The organism is Ectothiorhodospiraceae bacterium 2226, from assembly GCA_013348725.1.
In the GTDB taxonomy this organism is placed as follows: domain Bacteria; phylum Pseudomonadota; class Gammaproteobacteria.
In genome coordinates, this window is sequence record CP054689.1 from 2,458,966 (window position 1) to 2,474,072 (window position 15,107).

The window sequence follows — 15,107 nt, forward strand, 5'->3', positions numbered from 1 at the left end:
TTCTGGAAGAACATGTGTTGGGGTGGAAGAGGTATGAGCTAAACGAGCCAATAAAGCGAGGATGCAGGTCATGGGTGAAGACAAGCGCACATTTGCGGACATCATCGCCAAGGATCGCGAACAACGGGAGCACAAGGCATGGCGCGGGACATTCATCGACTATTTGGAGAAGGTGAAGGCTGACCCGACCATTGCGACACTGGCCCATGCCAGGATGTATCGGGCGATAACCAGGGACGGGGTTAGCGATTTAAGCGAGGTTGCGGATCCGCGGATCCGCCGTTTGTACGGCGACGAGCCGATACGGGTCTACAACTTCTTCAAGGACGAGTTTTTCGGCATCGAGCGCACCATTCAGCAGATCGTGCGCTACTTCCATTCCGCCGCGCTGCACGGTGAGGAGAGCCGCCAGGTGCTCTACCTGATGGGTCCCGTCGGTGCCGGCAAGAGCTCCTTGGTCGAGAAGCTCCAGCGTGGTCTGGAGGGCGCCGACCCGGTGTACGCCATCGACGGCTGCCCGATGCGCGAGGAGCCCCTGCATCTCATCCCGCGCCACCTCCGTAAAGAGTTCGAGAAGATGCTGGACGTGCACATCGAGGGCGAACTCTGCCCGGTGTGCCGCCATCGCCTCAAGGAGGAGTTCAACGGCCGGTACGAAGACGTGCCGGTGGTGACGGTTACCTTCTCCAAGCACGAGCGCCGCGGCGTGGGCGTGGTGCCCCCGGTCGATCCCAACAACCAGGACACCTCGGTCCTGATCGGCTCGGAAGACATCTCCAAACTCGATACCTATTCGGAAGGCGACCCGCGCGTGCTGGACCTGAACGGCGCGTTCAACGTCGGCAACCGCGGCATGACCGAGTTCATCGAGGTGTTCAAGAACGAGGCCGAGTACCTGCACACCATGATCACGGCCACGCAGGAGAAGTTCATTCCCGCGCCGGGCCGCCATGGCACGGTCTACGTCGACACCGTCATCGTGGCGCACTCCAACGAGGCCGAGTGGCAGAAGTTCAAGGGTGACCATACCAACGAGGCGATCCTGGACCGTATCGTGGTGGTCAAGGTGCCGTACAACCTGTGCCTCACCGAGGAAATCCGCATCTACGAGAAGATGCTGGAGCACTCGGAGTTCCGCGCCCATATCGCGCCCCATACCCTGGAGGTGGCCTCCATGTTCGCCATCCTCAGCCGTCTGGAGCCCACTTCGAAGTGCGACCTGATGACCAAGTTGCACTTGTACAACGGCGAGGAGGTGGTGGAGAAGGGTCGCAACTCCAAGGTCAACGTGCGTGAGTTGCGCGAGGAGGCCCGGCGCGAGGGGATGTTCGGCGTGTCCACCCGCTTCATCATGAAGGCGCTGGACAACGCGCTGACCGAGAACCCCGAGGGCATCAACCCGATCAACGTGCGTGAGTCGCTCATCAACATGGTGAAGTCCACCGATCTGCCGGACGACACCCGCAAGCGCTACCTCGAGTTTCTGCAGGACACGCTCCACAAGGCGTACTTGGAGATCCTCGAGAAGGAAATCACCAAGGCCTTTGTCTACTCCTTCGAGGAGCAGGCCGAATCGCTGTTCCAGAATTACCTGGATCACGCCGAGGCCTACGTGAACAAGACGCGGGTGAAGGACCGCAACACCGCCGAGGAGCTACAGCCCGACGAGGGCTTCCTGAAGTCGGTGGAGGAGCAGATCGCGATCGTCGGCTCGGCGGCCGACGGCTTCCGCCAGGAGGTCATGGCCTACCTGTGGGCCGCGGCGCGGCGCGACGAGAAGGTCAGCTATCACTCCTACGAGCCGCTCAAGGAGGCGATCGAGAAGAAGCTGATGAGCTCGGTGCGCGACATGAGCCGCATCATCACCAAGGCCCGTACCCGCGACGAGGAGCAGGCCAAGAAGTACGATGATCTGGTGGCGGGGCTGATCGAGCGCGGCTATGACGAGCACTCGGCGGAGGTCGTGCTGAAGTACGCCGCCAACAACCTCTGGAAGGACTGAGCCGCCGGCGGGCGCGCGTTGCGCGCCCGCCGCTCCGGCAGGTATGCGCTGCTATCGGGCGCAGTGACCAGTGTGGCCGCTGCGGCCATTCGCTCGGGAGGATCCTTCTGTATGGCGATATTCCGCCCTTACTCCGAATCCGAGGCCCTACGCTCCGACCGCTCGGCGGGCGACCGCCAGCGCCACCGGCAAAAGGTGCGCGAGGCCATCCGCGGCAACATCGCGGACATCGTGGCGGAGGAGTCCATCATCGGGCAAAGCCGCGACAAGATCATCAAGGTGCCGATACGCGGCATCAAGGAGTACCGCTTCGTCTATGGCGACAACTCGCCGGGGGCGGGCACCGGTACCGGTGACTCGGAGCCCGGGCAGGTGATCGGCAAGGCCGATCAGGAAGGCGAGGGTGCCGGCGCCGCGGGTAACCAGCCCGGCGTGGACTACTACGAAACGGACGTGACGCTCGAGGAACTGATCGAGATCATGTTCGAGGACCTCGAACTGCCCGCCATGGAGCGCAAGCGCCTGCGCGAGGTGATGTCCGAGCGGCTCAGCAAGCGCAAGGGTTTCCGCAAGGTGGGCGTGCGCGTGCACCTGGACAAGCGGCGCACCGCCATCGCGCGCCTGCGCCGGCGCATGGCCACGCGCGGCGGGGTGAAGGCCGAGCAGGCCGTCGAGGCGCCCGAAGGCGAGACACAGGAGCCGCGCTTCCCGTTTCACCGCGATGACATGACCTACAAGCGCTTGTCGCGCGACATCCGGCCGCAGTCCAATGCCGTGGTGATGTGCATCATGGACACCTCGGGTTCCATGGACACGCTCAAGAAGTATCTGGCGCGCAGCTTCTTTTTCCTGCTCTATCAGTTCGTACGCACCAAGTACGCCAACGTGGAGGTGGTGTTCATCGCCCACCATACGGCGGCGCGCGAGGTGAGCGAGGAGGAGTTCTTCCACAAGGGTGAGTCGGGCGGCACGCTGATCTCATCGGGCTACAACAAGGCCTTGGAGATCATCCAGGAGCGCTACCACCCGTCGCTGTGGAACATCTACGCCTTCCACTGTTCCGACGGCGACAACTGGGCGAGCGACAACGCCGCGGCGGTAAAGGCCGCGCGCGAGCTTTGCAGCGTGGCGAACCTGTTCGGGTATGGGGAGATCAAGCCGCTGAACGCGGGTCACTACGAGAGCTCCATGCTGGACATCTTCGACGAGGTGGACGAACCCAATTTTCACAGCCTGGTGATCGAGCGCAAGGAGGATATCTGGCCGGGATTCAAGGCCTTCTTGACGCAGGAACAGGCAGCGGCGGAGGTCGGCTGAGCGTTTATGGCGAGCACCAACTGGACGATCAAGGATCTGGAGCACTGGGACGCGCGCATACGCGCGAAGGCGGAGGAGTTCGGGCTGTCCTGCTTCGCGCAGGAGTTCGAGGTCTGCGACCACAACCAGATGATGGGCTACATGTCCTACTCGGGCATGCCGGCGCACTACCCGCACTGGTCCTACGGCAAGGCCTACGAGAAACTCAAGACGTTGTACGACCATGGCGTGTCGGGCCTGCCGTACGAGATGGTGATCAACTCCAACCCCTCCCTGGCGTACTTGATGGAGGGCAACTCCTTGTGCCTGCAGCTGCTCACCATCGCGCACGTATACGGGCACAATGACTTTTTCGCCAACAACTTCACCTTCCGCGAGACGCGGCCCGAGCTCACCCTCAGCAATTTCAAGCTGCGCGCCGAGCGGGTGCGCGACTACATCGAGGACCCCTCCATTGGCCAGGAGCGGGTGGAGGAGGTGCTGGACGCGGCGCACGCGCTGTCGCTCAACTGCCGGCGCCACCACGCCATACGCAAGCTCTCGCGCGAGGAGCAGGTCGAGCGGGCGCTGGCGTCCGAGCTCCCGCCTCACGACCCCTACGGCGGCATCCACAAGGCCGCCGAGCGGCGCGAAGTCGATCTGAACAAGGTCCCGCTGGAGCCCGAGGAGGACATCCTGCTGTTCATCCGCGACCACAATCCCTACCTCGGGGATTGGGCCAAGGACCTGCTCACCATCGTGCACGACGAGGCGCAGTACTTCATCCCGCAGATCGAGACCAAGATCATGAACGAGGGTTGGGCCAGCTTCTGGCACCACCGCATCATGAATTCGCTCGAGCTGCCGCCCGACCTGCACATGGAGTTCCTGGTGCACCACAACCAGGTGGTGCGCCCGCACCCGGGCAGCATCAACCCCTATTACCTCGGTTTCAAGCTGTGGCATGACATCCTGCGCCGCTACGACGAACCTACCGCCGACGAGATCGAGAAGTACGGGCCGCCGGACAAGAGCGGCATGGAAAAGATCTTCGAGGTGCGCGAGGTCGACCGCGACGTCTCCTTCCTGCGCCGTTTTCTCACCGAGGAGATGATGCGCGAGATGGACATGATCCAGTACGAGCGCGACCAGGGGGATATGGTCATCACCCGGGTCTCCGACAGCGAGAACTGGCGCGTGGTGAAGGAGACCCTGTTGCGCAGTGTGGGTATGGGCTCGCTACCGGTGCTACGCATCGAAGACGCCGACTACGGTCATAATCGCGTGCTGTTCGTCCGCCACATGCACGACGGGCGCGACCTGCACATCGAGTACGCCGAGAAGACGCTGGCCTATTTGCATCAGCTGTGGGGCCGCGAGGTGATCCTGCACACCCAGTTGCAGGGCAACGAGGTGTTGCTGTCCTATAGCGCCGAGGGCTTCGCCCGCAAGCGCGTGCGCTGACGCGCACAGCGGCGGCCACGCCACCCAGGAGCGCCCATGCCGGTCATCGAACAGACAGTGCACATCGAGGCGCCGCCCGCGCGGGTGTTCGGGCTCATCTCCCAGGTGGAGGGCTTCGCCGACTACACCGACCTCATCGAACGCATCGACCCCCTCGGCGACGACCGTTACCGCTGGTGTGTGCGGGTCGCCGGCATGTCACTCAAGTGGGATGTGGAGATCGTGGAGTGCGTGCCGGTGGAGCGCTTCGCCTGGCGCTCCGTTTCGGGTGTGCCGAACCACGGGTGCTACCGCCTCACCCCGGTCGGCGAAGGCACCAAGGTATCGCTGTCCATGGAGTACCAGCTCAAGAACCGCTTGGTCGAGAAGGTGGTGGAACGCACCGCCACGCCCATGATCAAGAAGGTGGGTCTACAAATCCTTGAGCGCGTACGCGCTCGGCTGGAAACGCCCGCCGGCGCCTGATTGCCACGCTGTACGGTCTGGCGCGTGGCCTCCGGAGTCCGCCTTGTGACTACGATGGCGCGGCGTCGCGCGTTGCGCCGCCCCCGCAAACAAAAAAACCGGGCGGGGATCGTCCTGATCCCCGTCCGGCCGTGGGTCGCGCGATCCCCACGCGCGAACCCGTAGCGCTCGTCCCTGTGCGCCTGTGGGCAGGCGTTGAGCCTGCCTCACCCCCCGGAAGTCGAAGCTTCGATCGTGTCGCCGGCGCGGATGGCGTCTGGCGCTTGCACCGGACGCATGTGCTCACTCAGGCGCGTCGGGACGAGCCCCAGACGCTGTTCGTAGATCGCGCGATAGGAGAGCACGCTCTGCACGTAGCCGCGCGTCTCGCGGAAGGGAATCAGTTCCACCCACAGGTCGGCCTCCACCTCGCCCTCGGCGGGTAGCCACTGGCGCACGCGATGATGGCCGGCGTTGTACGCCGCCGCCGCGAGCACCGCGTGGCCGCCGAAACGCTCGAGTGAGGTACGCAGATAGCTGGTGCCGAGGCGGATGTTGAGCGGGGCCTCGTAGACCTCGGCAATGTTGGCGAGTCGCACGTCCTGGTGGCGCGCCACCATGCGCGCGGTGGCCGGCATGAGCTGCATCAGCCCCATGGCCCCGGCGGGCGAGCGGGCGTCCACTTGAAAGGCGCTCTCCTGCCGTATCACGGCAAAGGCGTAGGCGGGCGCGATGCCGGCGCGCTCGGCATGCTCCTGCACGAGATCGGTGTGGGCGAGCGGGAAGCGCAGCTCCAGGTCATCCCAGTAGCGCACCTGCGCCACGGTCAGGATGGCGCGGTCGTGCCAGCCCCATTCATGGGCGAGGCGGGCCGCGGCGCGCGTCTGCTGCTCGTTCATCTGGCGCAGGGCGTCGTTCCACTCGCGGCGCGCGTCCAGCGCGCGATCGAGCCGGTAGAGTTCGTGGGCGCGTAGCACCGCCGCTACGCTGTACAAGGCGGTCACGTCGGTGCGCTGGACGACCAGCGGGCGGTGTCCGAGGGCGTAGGCGCTGCCGAGCCGGTCGGCCGCCAGAAAGCCGTAGTAGCTGCGTTGTCCGGCCAGCGCGCGGTAGATCGTCTCGGCGGAGGCGCTGTCGCCCAACGCCTCCAGGGCGCGGGCGCGCCAGTAGCGCCAGCGGTCGCTGTCCGCCTCGGCGGGCGCCAGGGCGGCGATGCGCTCCAAGGTCGCGTGCCAGTTCCGGTCGCGCAAGCTATTGACGACGTTCAGTTCGGCGACGCGCTGGTCGGCCTGATGAATGGCGGGGTCGGCCAGCAGCGGGTGCTCGGCGCGGCGCTGGATGGCCAGGCGCAGCGCGAGCGCGCGTTGCATCTCCAGGCGTTCGGCCTCGCTGTAGTCCAGACGCTCGCTCAGCGCCTCCCAGGCCTCGGCGGCACGGGCTGCGTCCTGGCGCATGAGCCGCTGCACGCCATGCAGGCCGATGCGTCGCGCGGCGTTGTGATCCTGTTTGAGGCGCGGGTGGGTCAGTACGCTGGCGGGGCGCTGGTGCACCGTGCGCCACAGTTCCACCCAGCGACGGTCATCCGGCGCGAGATAGCGAGCGAGGTAGCTGGCGAGGCCGGTCTGGCCATTCGCCATCGCCAGATCGATACGTTGCCAGACCTGCTCCTGCGTGAGCTTGCCGGCTGTGCGCCAAGCCTCGAAGACGGGATCGCAAGCGGCGTTCTGCGAGCGCCCCACGAGCCACAACGGTTCGACCGCCGCAAAAGCCTGATCGCTCTCGCCGGTACGGATCAGGGCGTGCAGGCGGTGGCACTGCAGCGCCGCGTCCGCCGTGGGCGCCCAGAAGGCCAGATAGTCGTTCCACGCCCCGCGCGCGGCCAGCACGTTCAGCCACCGGTGGCGCAGCTGGCGGCCGAGGGCGGTGTCGCCGTACTGCGTAAGAAAGGCGTCGACCTCCTCGGACCGGGCGCTGTACAGGCGCCGATCGAGGTCGGCGTGCAGCAGATAGGCCAGTAGCGGGTAGTCGTGCAGCCGTCGCACCAGACGTTTGAAGGTCGCCTCGTCACCCTGTTGAAGGGCCTGCTCCGCTTGCACATACAGCGCGCGCTGGGCGTCCAGGCGCTCGAAGTCGACCGCGGCCCATGCGTAGTTGCAGAAAATAAGCCACCACGCCGTTACAAGGGCGGGGAGGCCGGTAGTGATCTTCATGTGGCGTGCGCTTCTCTTTTCGTTCGGAGACGCCCAGTTGATCCAGGGGGCCCATGGGCCCATCGGCGAGCACCACCGGGATCGGCGCTGCGCGAGGTGCCCATACACTAAAGCGGCAGCTCTGCGTCGAGCTTGACCGGCTTCCCATCGCCTTGAAAAAAAAACGAGCTAAGAAGGGGATCAGGTCCTGGAGGGGGGATTTGGGAGAAGGATCACGCACAAAAAAGCCCCCCGGGCGTTCAGCCGCCCGGGGGGCTCATAGAGTCGGGTCGATGCGACGTGAAGCGTTCGCTTTAGCTCACGATCTCCACGGCCGTCGCCTGCAGGCCCTTGGGGCCGCGCTCGGCGGTGAACTGCACGGTCTGCCCTTCGGCGAGGGACTTGAAACCCGCCGACTTAATGGCGGAGTAATGCACGAAAACGTCTTCACCACCGCCCTCGGGGGAGATGAAACCAAACCCCTTGGAGTCGTTGAACCACTTCACGGTACCGGTCTGCATTGGACTACAACCTCATGAAAAAGAACACAAGTACGCGGCACGAGCACTTACGAAACGCTGCGTCCCGGCTCGGGCCACGTTTGCCACTATAGTCCAAGCTTCCCGGAGTGCCTATAGCGATGGACGCCTTTGTGGCGCTGCTCAGGGGGTGCCGAGCAGCAGCGTACGCAGGTGTCGGGCGAGCAGCGCTTCGGCCTCGGCCTGCAGGCGCCGTTCCGCCAGTGCGGGCGCGGTGCCCGCCTGCTTGAGCGGCCAGCTGCGCGCGCGCGCGGGCAGGCCCGCCTCCCACAGTGACAGCGTGAGCTGTCCGCGCTGCCAGTACCAGCCGTCTTCCTGCAGCAGGGGCTCCAGTTCCAAGTCCACCCGCAAAATCAGCGGCGCCCCGCTCGCCGCGCGCAGACCCAAGGCGTGAGCGGCCTCGCGCAGGGCGGGCGCGAGTGCGGGCGGTTCGGCCTCCAGCGCGAGCGTCAGGGCCGCCAGGAACTCATGCATCCGTGCCTCAAAGCCCCAGCGCGGCTCGGGCAAGGTGGACTCGTCGCGTTCCAGAATGGCGATATCGCGCTGGAGCGGCACCAGCCTTTGCTCGATGGCGCGCCCCTGCGTCAAAACGGTGAGTTGCTGCAGCGGATCGTGCATCGCCTGGACTCGCGCCAGCAGGGCGTCGCCTTCCGCCTCCAACTCGCGCACGTGGCGCCGCACCTGAGCGGCGGCGGTGGCGCGCGGCAGGCGCGCCAGTGCGTAATGCTCGCCGGTGCTCGGGTCACGCCACAGATCGGCAATCTCGCTGCCGTGGATTACGCGCTCGGTCTCGGAGGTCAGGGCGCGGCCGGTGCTCTGCGCAAGCAGGCCGTCGACCGCATGGATGTGGTCCCAACGCGCATCGTGCACATGCGTTTCGAAGATGCGCGCGATCTCCGCGCGGGCGGCCTGCTGCGCCTGCTCCAGGGTGGGGCCACTGCCGCGCCCATAGAGGTGCTGCGTGTCGTCCGGGGCACCCGCCAGCCACAGAGGCGGCGTCGCGGGGGCCGGCTCCTCGCGCGGTAAGGGTGCGCCCGGTTCCTCGGCGGGGGGCGGCGCCGTGGCGCACGCGCCGAGCAGGAGCAGGGCGGCCCCGATGGTTGCCGCCAGCCCGGCGAGGCGCAGCCGGCCGCTCACGAGCCGATGCTCCCCGGCAGGTGCGGCGCCAGGAAGGCGCGCTCGCCCGCTGCGAGGGCGGGTACTTCGACGGTTATCCGGTGCCGTCCCGCCCCCGTGCCCACCTCCACGTGCACGGTATGGGCCCCGGGCGGCACGTGCAGCCGCGCCACGTGCAACTGCGCGGGGAGGGTGAGCCAACTGCGGGTGTCCGCGCGTTCGGTCATGGCGGTGGCGACGTTGGTCAGCAGGCCCAGGGCCGGGTCGCGGTCGGCGGCCTGGCGCACCGCCTGCGTCTTGATCACCGCGCGCGCGACGGCGCGCGCCATGATGGCGCCCATCTGATCGTCCAGGACGCGGCGGCTCAGTGCATCGAGATCCTGTAGCAGCGTGCTGCGTACCTCCGAGGCGGGATTGTCGATGCTGACCCGCACCGTCGCGTTGCCGGACCGTGGCGGGTAGTAGGGGGCCGCGATGCGGTAGAAACGTCCGCTGTGCGGATCCAGGGCCTGCACCGCCTGTTCGCGCTTGGGTGGCACGAGACCGGCCTGGATCAACAGCACCAGCTCGGCGGCGTCGGGGTCGCGATCCGCGGGGCGGGGGCCGAAGCGCTGCTCGAGGGTCGTGTACTCCTCGCTGAGCCCGAGCCGGTGACTGAGTTGCAACAGGCTCTCGCGCAGCGGGCCGGGTACCTCGGCCTTGGCGCGGTCCAGTGCCGCGAGCGCGAGACGGTAGGCCACCATGGCCTGGTCCGGTTCGGCCAGATGCTCGAACACCAGGCCCGCGACGTAGCGCAGCGCCGGCTCGGCGGCGCGCGCGCGCTGCTCGGGCTTGAGGCTGCGCAGGAAGAGGTCGGCCTGCAGCATTTCCACGCGCGCCGAGTGTGCGTCGTCGAGCGCGAGGTAGTTGAGGGCCTTGTAGAGGTAAATGAGGCTTTGTTCGTACGGCTCGCCGAGGTAGGCGCGCCGCCCCTCGGACACGGCCAGCGCGCCGGCCTGTTCGCTCAGGCTGAGCGCGCGCAGGCTTTCGATGCGCTGCTTGGCTTCTTCCAGCGCCACGTTGCTATCCACGAACTCGCCCTGGAAGCGCAGCAGCATGCCCTGATTGAGCCGGTAGAGCACCTCATCCGCCCGGCTGCGCTGCGCGCCGTCGAGCACGCGCTGCGCCGCGGCCGGGTTGGCGGCGCTGACCTGCGCCTGCAGGCGCTCGTTGCTGTCGCCCAGCGTGGCGCAGCCGCCGACGAGCACGGCCAGCGCCGCCGCCCCGGCGAGGGCGGCGGCGCGCCGCCACCCGCCGCGCGGAGGAGTCGGACCGATCGCGGTCACTTTACTTCCGGGTGCCTCAGGGGCGCAGGCTGGCGCGCGAGACGTACTTCTTGATCTTCTTCTGGCCCTGCCAGACGATGCGGTTGTCCGCCAGGCTGGTGAGGGTCAGATCCACCTGGTAGTAGCGCACCTCGCGCTTGCCCTCGCGGTCGAAGATGGTGTTGATGCTGCCGCCCAGCATGAAGTCGGCGCCGAGCTCCTGGCCCATCGCCTTGCGCGTATCCTCGCGCGCATGGAGTTCCTGCTCGCGACGCTCCTCGCGCAGGTCCTCGCGCTCGCCGCGCGCGGCCACGAAATCGACCCGCCCGGAGTTGATCAGCGCGCGCTGCATGTCGTTCACGAAGGTGCCCACGTTGATGTGCTCGTGGCTCAGGTTGCGTACCGTGCCCACGGTGACCGCCGGCTGGCGGTTGTGGGAGCGCACGTAGTTGCCCACCCAGGGATGCACGAGCACGTCCTGGATCATCTCCTCGGACACCAGGCGCGAGTCGGTGTCGTTCCAGGCGCCCGACAGGTCGCGCACCTCGCTGGTTTCGAGCCGGTCCACGCGCGTCGCGCAGCCGCTGGTGAGCACGACGGCGCCGAGCGCCAGTACGCCGACGAACAGTAAACGCCTCTTCACGGTGTGTTCCCCTCGCTGAGTGAATCGAATGCGGTGGTCAGCCGGTCGGCCACCGCGGCGGCCTCGCCGGGCTGGTTGCGCAGGTGGCGTTCCACCTGCTGCAGGTCCAGTTCGGCCAGGCTGTATACGTCGCCGGTACGTGGGTCGCGCCAGCGTCCCACGATGCGCGCGCCGTGCAGCGTCGCCCGGCTGCTGGTGTAGATCTCGCGGTAGATCGCCTGCTGGGTGGCGTCCCCCTGGGTCTGTACGAAGTCCCGCGTCGCGACGTCGACGACGCTGGTCAGCAGGCGCGCGATCTCGGCCCGCGCGCGGTCGTCGGCCGCGCCGCTCTGCAGCGAGAGGTCGCCCAGCGGCGCCGCCATGCCCACGCCGTGCAGCAGGCGCCCGCCGCGGTCGCGGAGCACCTGGGTGCCCTTATTCACCCAGTCGGGCGCGCCGCGCACCTGCATGTCTGCCGGCACCTGGGTGCGCCCCGCGCAGCCGCTGGCGAGCACCAGCGCGAGCGCGGCCAACGCCGTCAGCGCATAGAGTCGGTTACGCATGGGGAAGTTCCTCGCAAAGCGTATGAAGTGACTCGCATTATTCATGAAGTTGCTTAGCCCGGGCTAGCCTTCTGATTGCAGCGCCGCGCGGTGGCCGATCCTAGCGCGCCGGAGGCCCGGCGGCCATGCGGGGGGTGTGAAATTGGAAGCCGATGCACAGGGGGGTGGCGTAGGGGCGCGGCCACGAACCGCAGGGCGTGCCCGCACCGCAGGCGCCGACGATTGAGCTCCCCGTGTATTCCGACCGGCAAAGAAAAACGCCGTCCCCCCTTACGCGGAGGGACGGCGTCGGGCGGGCCTACCTCAACCCCAGGTGTCCTCGGTGATGCTGGCGTACCAGCCGAGGGTGTAGCGCGCTTCGGCCTCGCGGTAGTCCTTGCCCACATCGGCCGGGCTCACGCCGCCGGCGCCTTCCACGCCCGCGATGCTGCCGTTCTCCAGGCGGTAGACCGCGGCCACGGAGATGCCGTAGTCGGGCGCCACTAGGCTGTAGCAGGTGTTCACATGCGAGGGGCTTGGCACTTCCTGATCACGCATCATGGCGATGATGGCCGCGGCGGTCATCTTGGCCTGGTTGTTGGCCGAGTGGCCCGACTTGGGCATGGCACCCGCCACCGAGGCGTCGCCGATGACGTGGATTCCCGGATGCACCATGGACTCGAAGGTGGCCTGGTTGACGTTGCACCAGCCCTGCTCGTTGGTCAGTCCGGCCTGCTCCGCGATTTCGCCCGCCTTCTGCGCCGGGATGAAGTTCACCACGTCGCCGCGGTGATCGCCCTGATCGGTGCGCAGGGTGCGGGTGTTCGCGTCGACCGCGGTCACCTGCCCGCCCTGCGAGCCCGGCATCCACTCGATCATGTCGCCGTAGAGTTCGTTCCAGCCGGCCTCGAACAGCCCCTGCTTGGAGAAGCTCTCGCCGCTGTCCAGGATCAGGATCTTGGAGCGCGGCTTATGCTGCTTGAAGTAGTGCGCCACCATGCTGGCACGCTCGTAGGGCCCCGGCGGGCAGCGGAACGGCGCCGGCGGTACGCGCATGATGAAGGTGCCGCCGTCGCGCATCTCCTCGAGCGCCTTGCGCAGGCGTTCGGTCTGCAAGCCCGCGCGCCAAGCGTGCGGCATGGAAATCGCCGCCTGCGGGCTATAGCCCTCCACGGCATCCCAGTCGAAGCCGATGCCGGGAGCGATCACCAGGCGGTCGTAGGTGAGCGACTGGCCGTTGTCGAGTTGCACCCGGCGGCGCTCCGGGTCGATGCGCGTGGCACGCGCCTGCACGAACTCCACGCCGTGCTTGCCGAGCGCGTCGAAGCGCTGCGTGATGTCGCTGATCTGGCGCAGCCCGCCGAGCACCCAGTTACTGCCGGGGCAGGTGACGTAGCGGTCGTTGACCTCCACCAGGGTGACGCGGATGTTCGGATCGAAGCGGCGCAGGTACTTGGCGCAGGTGGCGCCGCCGAAGCCGCCGCCGATCACCACCACGTGCGGCTGGGCGCCGCCCTGCTGTGCGAAGGAACTGCCGGCCCAGGGAGCCAATGCGAGCGCGCCGCCCGCGCCCATGAGGCGGAAGAACTGACGTCGTGAAGTCTTCATGGGCGCCTCCTACTGCTGCAACTGGGCGAGGAAGCGCGCGATGGCGCGCAGCTCGTCGTCGGTGTAGCCACGCGCGTGGCGGTCCATGATGGTCGCGCGGCGTTCGCCGGTGCGAAACGCCTGCAGGGTCTCCACCATGGTGTCCTCGGGCCAGCCGACGATGGACGGCATGCTGTTCGCGCCGCCGCCGGTGGTGCCATGGCAGGTAAAGCAGGTGCTGGCGAGTACCGAGTCGTGCGAAATCTCGTCCGCGGCGACCGCAGTGAAGGGCAGCCCGCCGGCGAGGGCCGCGGCTGCCAGTGATGTGGTCCACTGTTTCTTTTTGTTCATGGACTGTCCTCCATTAGGGCGGTGGTTGTAGTCGGACAATACTGGGTGGTTCCTCCCGGCGGATGGTTGACGTGCGTCAAGGCGGGAGAGTCCGATCGGTGCATCCCCCCGCAGCTGCGCTAGCCTGCTGTTTTTACAACAGGCTGATTACCGATTCTGGTGCAAGGGGCGGGGGGCGTCAAACCGCCGATATACTGGACAGAGGGAATTCCCTGTCAGGCGGGAAGGAGAACATGCTCGACGCTATTACGCGCTTCTTCAAACAACACATCAGTGTGCAGGACGACGCGCCGTCGCAGGACGGCGAGCACCGCCTGCACCTGGCCACCGCGGCACTGCTTATCGAGATGACGCGCATGGACGAGGAGACCCGGAACGACCAGTGCGACGTCGCCGCGCAGGCAGTGCAGACCAAGTTCGGGCTGTCGGACGCGGAGACGCGGGAGTTGCTGCGGCTTGCCGAGGCGGAGGTGAAGGACGCCACGGATTACTACCAGTTCACCTCGCTCATCAACCGCCACTTCAGCTACCCGCAGCGCGTGAAGGTGATGGACTACCTATGGGACGTGGCCTATGCCGACGGCAAGGTCGCGCTGTACGAAGAGCACCTCGCACGCAAACTGGCCGAGCTGCTGTACGTCGACCACGTCGACTTCATCGCCGCCAAGCACCGCTCCGCCGCCCGCGCGGGCGTCGAAAGCTGATTCGGGGACTGGGGTGGACTGGGGCCCAAGTAATGCTCGTGGTCCTGCAGCACAGGGATGTGCTGCCACCCGGCCCGCCGGATGAAGGCGGCTGAAAACCATGCTTTTCAGCCGCCGTGTCTGAGCGGCCCAAGGAAGGGCCGTCTCAGACTTCAAACAGCCTTCAGACGACCACCTCCGGCAGCGAGGCCGAGCGGGTCCCGGGCAGCGGCGCGTTGTCCTCGCCGCGGTAGGTGAACACCAACGACAGCTTCACCTCGTCGGTGCGGTTCGCGCCCGCCGCGTGCAGGGTGCGCGCGTGGAACAGCAGCACATCGCCCGGCTCGAGCTCCACCGCCACGCGGCTGTCGATCAGCGGTTGGTTCTCCGGCAGATCGGTGCGCAGGAACAGCGCGTCGTCGAAGCGTTCGCGGGCGAGCGGCACGCGGTGGGTGCCGGGCAGCACGTACAGGCAGCCGTTCTCGGGCCGCTCGCGCCCGAGCGCCAGCCACGCGCTGATCAGTTCCGGCCGCGCGTACTGCCAGTAGCGCACGTCCTGGTGCCACAGCGTGGCGCTGCTGTAGCCGGGGTGCTTGGTCATGATGCAGTTGTGATGCGCCTGCGCGAGGTGCGGGCGGCTGCCGAGCAGGGCGTGCAGGTACTCGCCGACCAAGGGGTCCAACGCCCGCGCCGCGAATGCGGGATGGCGCGCATAGGCCTGCAGCAGCCGGCGCACGGTGCGCCCGCCGGGGGCGTCCAGGCTGGCCGGCGCGCCGGGGTAGCCGACCTGCGCCTCGTACTCCAGCGGCGCCTCGGCGCGCGCTAGCGCCTCGCCGGCCAGCGCGCGCAGGCGCGCCACCTCGGCCGGCCCCACCAGGGCGCGCAGGATGAGATAGCCCTCGGCTTCGAACTGCGCGCGTTGGGCGTCGGTGAGCGAGGGGTGGGGCGTGACCGGCAGGGCGGACATC

The 15,107-nt window shown here is 67.2% G+C and carries 14 protein-coding genes; 5 read left to right on the forward strand and 9 right to left on the reverse strand.

Annotated features, from left to right (window positions below; genetic code table 11):
- The first annotated feature begins 70 nt into the window (after positions 1-70).
- The 4 genes from HUS23_11970 (at position 71) to HUS23_11985 (ending at position 5,227) form a co-directional block, all read left to right on the forward strand.
- Positions 71-2,002, forward strand: coding sequence for a serine protein kinase (locus HUS23_11970; GenBank protein ID QKT04472.1), 1,932 nt, complete (start codon positions 71-73; stop codon positions 2,000-2,002).
- 111 nt (positions 2,003-2,113) lie between these two features.
- Positions 2,114-3,319: a sporulation protein YhbH gene (yhbH, locus tag HUS23_11975; protein QKT04473.1), complete on the forward strand. Its 1,206-nt coding sequence runs from the start codon at positions 2,114-2,116 to the stop codon at positions 3,317-3,319.
- 6 nt (positions 3,320-3,325) lie between these two features.
- The gene (locus HUS23_11980; GenBank protein ID QKT04474.1) at positions 3,326-4,762 is read left to right on the forward strand and encodes a SpoVR family protein; all 1,437 of its coding nucleotides are present in this window, start codon (positions 3,326-3,328) and stop codon (positions 4,760-4,762) included.
- A 36-nt stretch (positions 4,763-4,798) separates the two neighbouring features.
- The gene (locus HUS23_11985) at positions 4,799-5,227 is read left to right on the forward strand and encodes an SRPBCC family protein (GenBank protein QKT04475.1); all 429 of its coding nucleotides are present in this window, start codon (positions 4,799-4,801) and stop codon (positions 5,225-5,227) included.
- A 206-nt stretch (positions 5,228-5,433) separates the two neighbouring features.
- Here HUS23_11985 and HUS23_11990 read toward each other — a convergent pair whose 3' ends face one another.
- From HUS23_11990 to HUS23_12025, 8 genes are all read right to left on the reverse strand, one after another.
- Positions 5,434-7,416 carry a transglycosylase SLT domain-containing protein gene (locus tag HUS23_11990; GenBank protein ID QKT04476.1) on the reverse strand — a complete coding sequence of 661 codons (1,983 nt, stop codon included), beginning with the start codon at positions 7,414-7,416 and terminating at the stop codon, positions 5,434-5,436.
- A 293-nt stretch (positions 7,417-7,709) separates the two neighbouring features.
- Positions 7,710-7,916, reverse strand: a complete 207-nt coding sequence (locus HUS23_11995; protein QKT04477.1) for a cold-shock protein — start codon at positions 7,914-7,916, stop codon at positions 7,710-7,712.
- Between the two features lie 141 nt (positions 7,917-8,057).
- Complete coding sequence (locus tag HUS23_12000) at positions 8,058-9,071, reverse strand: LPP20 family lipoprotein (GenBank protein QKT04478.1); 1,014 nt, start codon at positions 9,069-9,071, stop codon at positions 8,058-8,060.
- Complete coding sequence (locus HUS23_12005) at positions 9,068-10,375, reverse strand: hypothetical protein (GenBank protein QKT04479.1); 1,308 nt, start codon at positions 10,373-10,375, stop codon at positions 9,068-9,070. The genes HUS23_12000 and HUS23_12005 overlap by 4 nt, the downstream gene beginning before the upstream one ends.
- Positions 10,376-10,391: 16 nt before the next feature.
- Positions 10,392-10,997 carry a penicillin-binding protein activator LpoB gene (locus HUS23_12010; protein ID QKT04480.1) on the reverse strand — a complete coding sequence of 202 codons (606 nt, stop codon included), beginning with the start codon at positions 10,995-10,997 and terminating at the stop codon, positions 10,392-10,394.
- The gene (locus HUS23_12015; GenBank protein ID QKT04481.1) at positions 10,994-11,539 is read right to left on the reverse strand and encodes a hypothetical protein; all 546 of its coding nucleotides are present in this window, start codon (positions 11,537-11,539) and stop codon (positions 10,994-10,996) included. The genes HUS23_12010 and HUS23_12015 overlap by 4 nt, the downstream gene beginning before the upstream one ends.
- Positions 11,540-11,842: 303 nt before the next feature.
- The gene (locus HUS23_12020) at positions 11,843-13,126 is read right to left on the reverse strand and encodes an FAD-dependent oxidoreductase (protein ID QKT04482.1); all 1,284 of its coding nucleotides are present in this window, start codon (positions 13,124-13,126) and stop codon (positions 11,843-11,845) included.
- A 9-nt stretch (positions 13,127-13,135) separates the two neighbouring features.
- Complete coding sequence (locus tag HUS23_12025; GenBank protein ID QKT04483.1) at positions 13,136-13,456, reverse strand: c-type cytochrome; 321 nt, start codon at positions 13,454-13,456, stop codon at positions 13,136-13,138.
- Positions 13,457-13,689: 233 nt separating this feature from the next.
- Between HUS23_12025 and HUS23_12030 the strand changes: the two genes are divergently transcribed.
- Complete coding sequence (locus HUS23_12030; protein QKT04484.1) at positions 13,690-14,160, forward strand: TerB family tellurite resistance protein; 471 nt, start codon at positions 13,690-13,692, stop codon at positions 14,158-14,160.
- Between the two features lie 163 nt (positions 14,161-14,323).
- On the opposite strand, the gene HUS23_12035 is transcribed toward HUS23_12030, so the two are convergent.
- A complete protein-coding gene (locus HUS23_12035; protein QKT04485.1) occupies positions 14,324-15,106 on the reverse strand; it encodes a phytanoyl-CoA dioxygenase family protein in 783 nt (260 codons plus the stop codon).
- Position 15,107: the final 1 nt, after the last annotated feature.

Excerpts from the sequence above, each read along its gene's own strand:
- HUS23_11970 (QKT04472.1), top strand. The coding sequence starts at position 71 with ATGGGTGAAGACAAGCGCACATTTGCGGACATCATCGCCAAGGATCGC.
- yhbH (QKT04473.1), top strand. The coding sequence starts at position 2,114 with ATGGCGATATTCCGCCCTTACTCCGAATCCGAGGCCCTACGCTCCGAC.
- HUS23_11980 (QKT04474.1), top strand. The coding sequence starts at position 3,326 with ATGGCGAGCACCAACTGGACGATCAAGGATCTGGAGCACTGGGACGCG.
- HUS23_11985 (QKT04475.1), top strand. The coding sequence starts at position 4,799 with ATGCCGGTCATCGAACAGACAGTGCACATCGAGGCGCCGCCCGCGCGG.
- HUS23_11990 (QKT04476.1), bottom strand. The coding sequence starts at position 7,416 with ATGAAGATCACTACCGGCCTCCCCGCCCTTGTAACGGCGTGGTGGCTT.
- HUS23_11995 (QKT04477.1), bottom strand. The coding sequence starts at position 7,916 with ATGCAGACCGGTACCGTGAAGTGGTTCAACGACTCCAAGGGGTTTGGT.
- HUS23_12015 (QKT04481.1), bottom strand. The coding sequence starts at position 11,539 with ATGCGTAACCGACTCTATGCGCTGACGGCGTTGGCCGCGCTCGCGCTG.
- HUS23_12020 (QKT04482.1), bottom strand. The coding sequence starts at position 13,126 with ATGAAGACTTCACGACGTCAGTTCTTCCGCCTCATGGGCGCGGGCGGC.
- HUS23_12025 (QKT04483.1), bottom strand. The coding sequence starts at position 13,456 with ATGAACAAAAAGAAACAGTGGACCACATCACTGGCAGCCGCGGCCCTC.
- HUS23_12030 (QKT04484.1), top strand. The coding sequence starts at position 13,690 with ATGCTCGACGCTATTACGCGCTTCTTCAAACAACACATCAGTGTGCAG.
- HUS23_12035 (QKT04485.1), bottom strand. The coding sequence starts at position 15,106 with ATGTCCGCCCTGCCGGTCACGCCCCACCCCTCGCTCACCGACGCCCAA.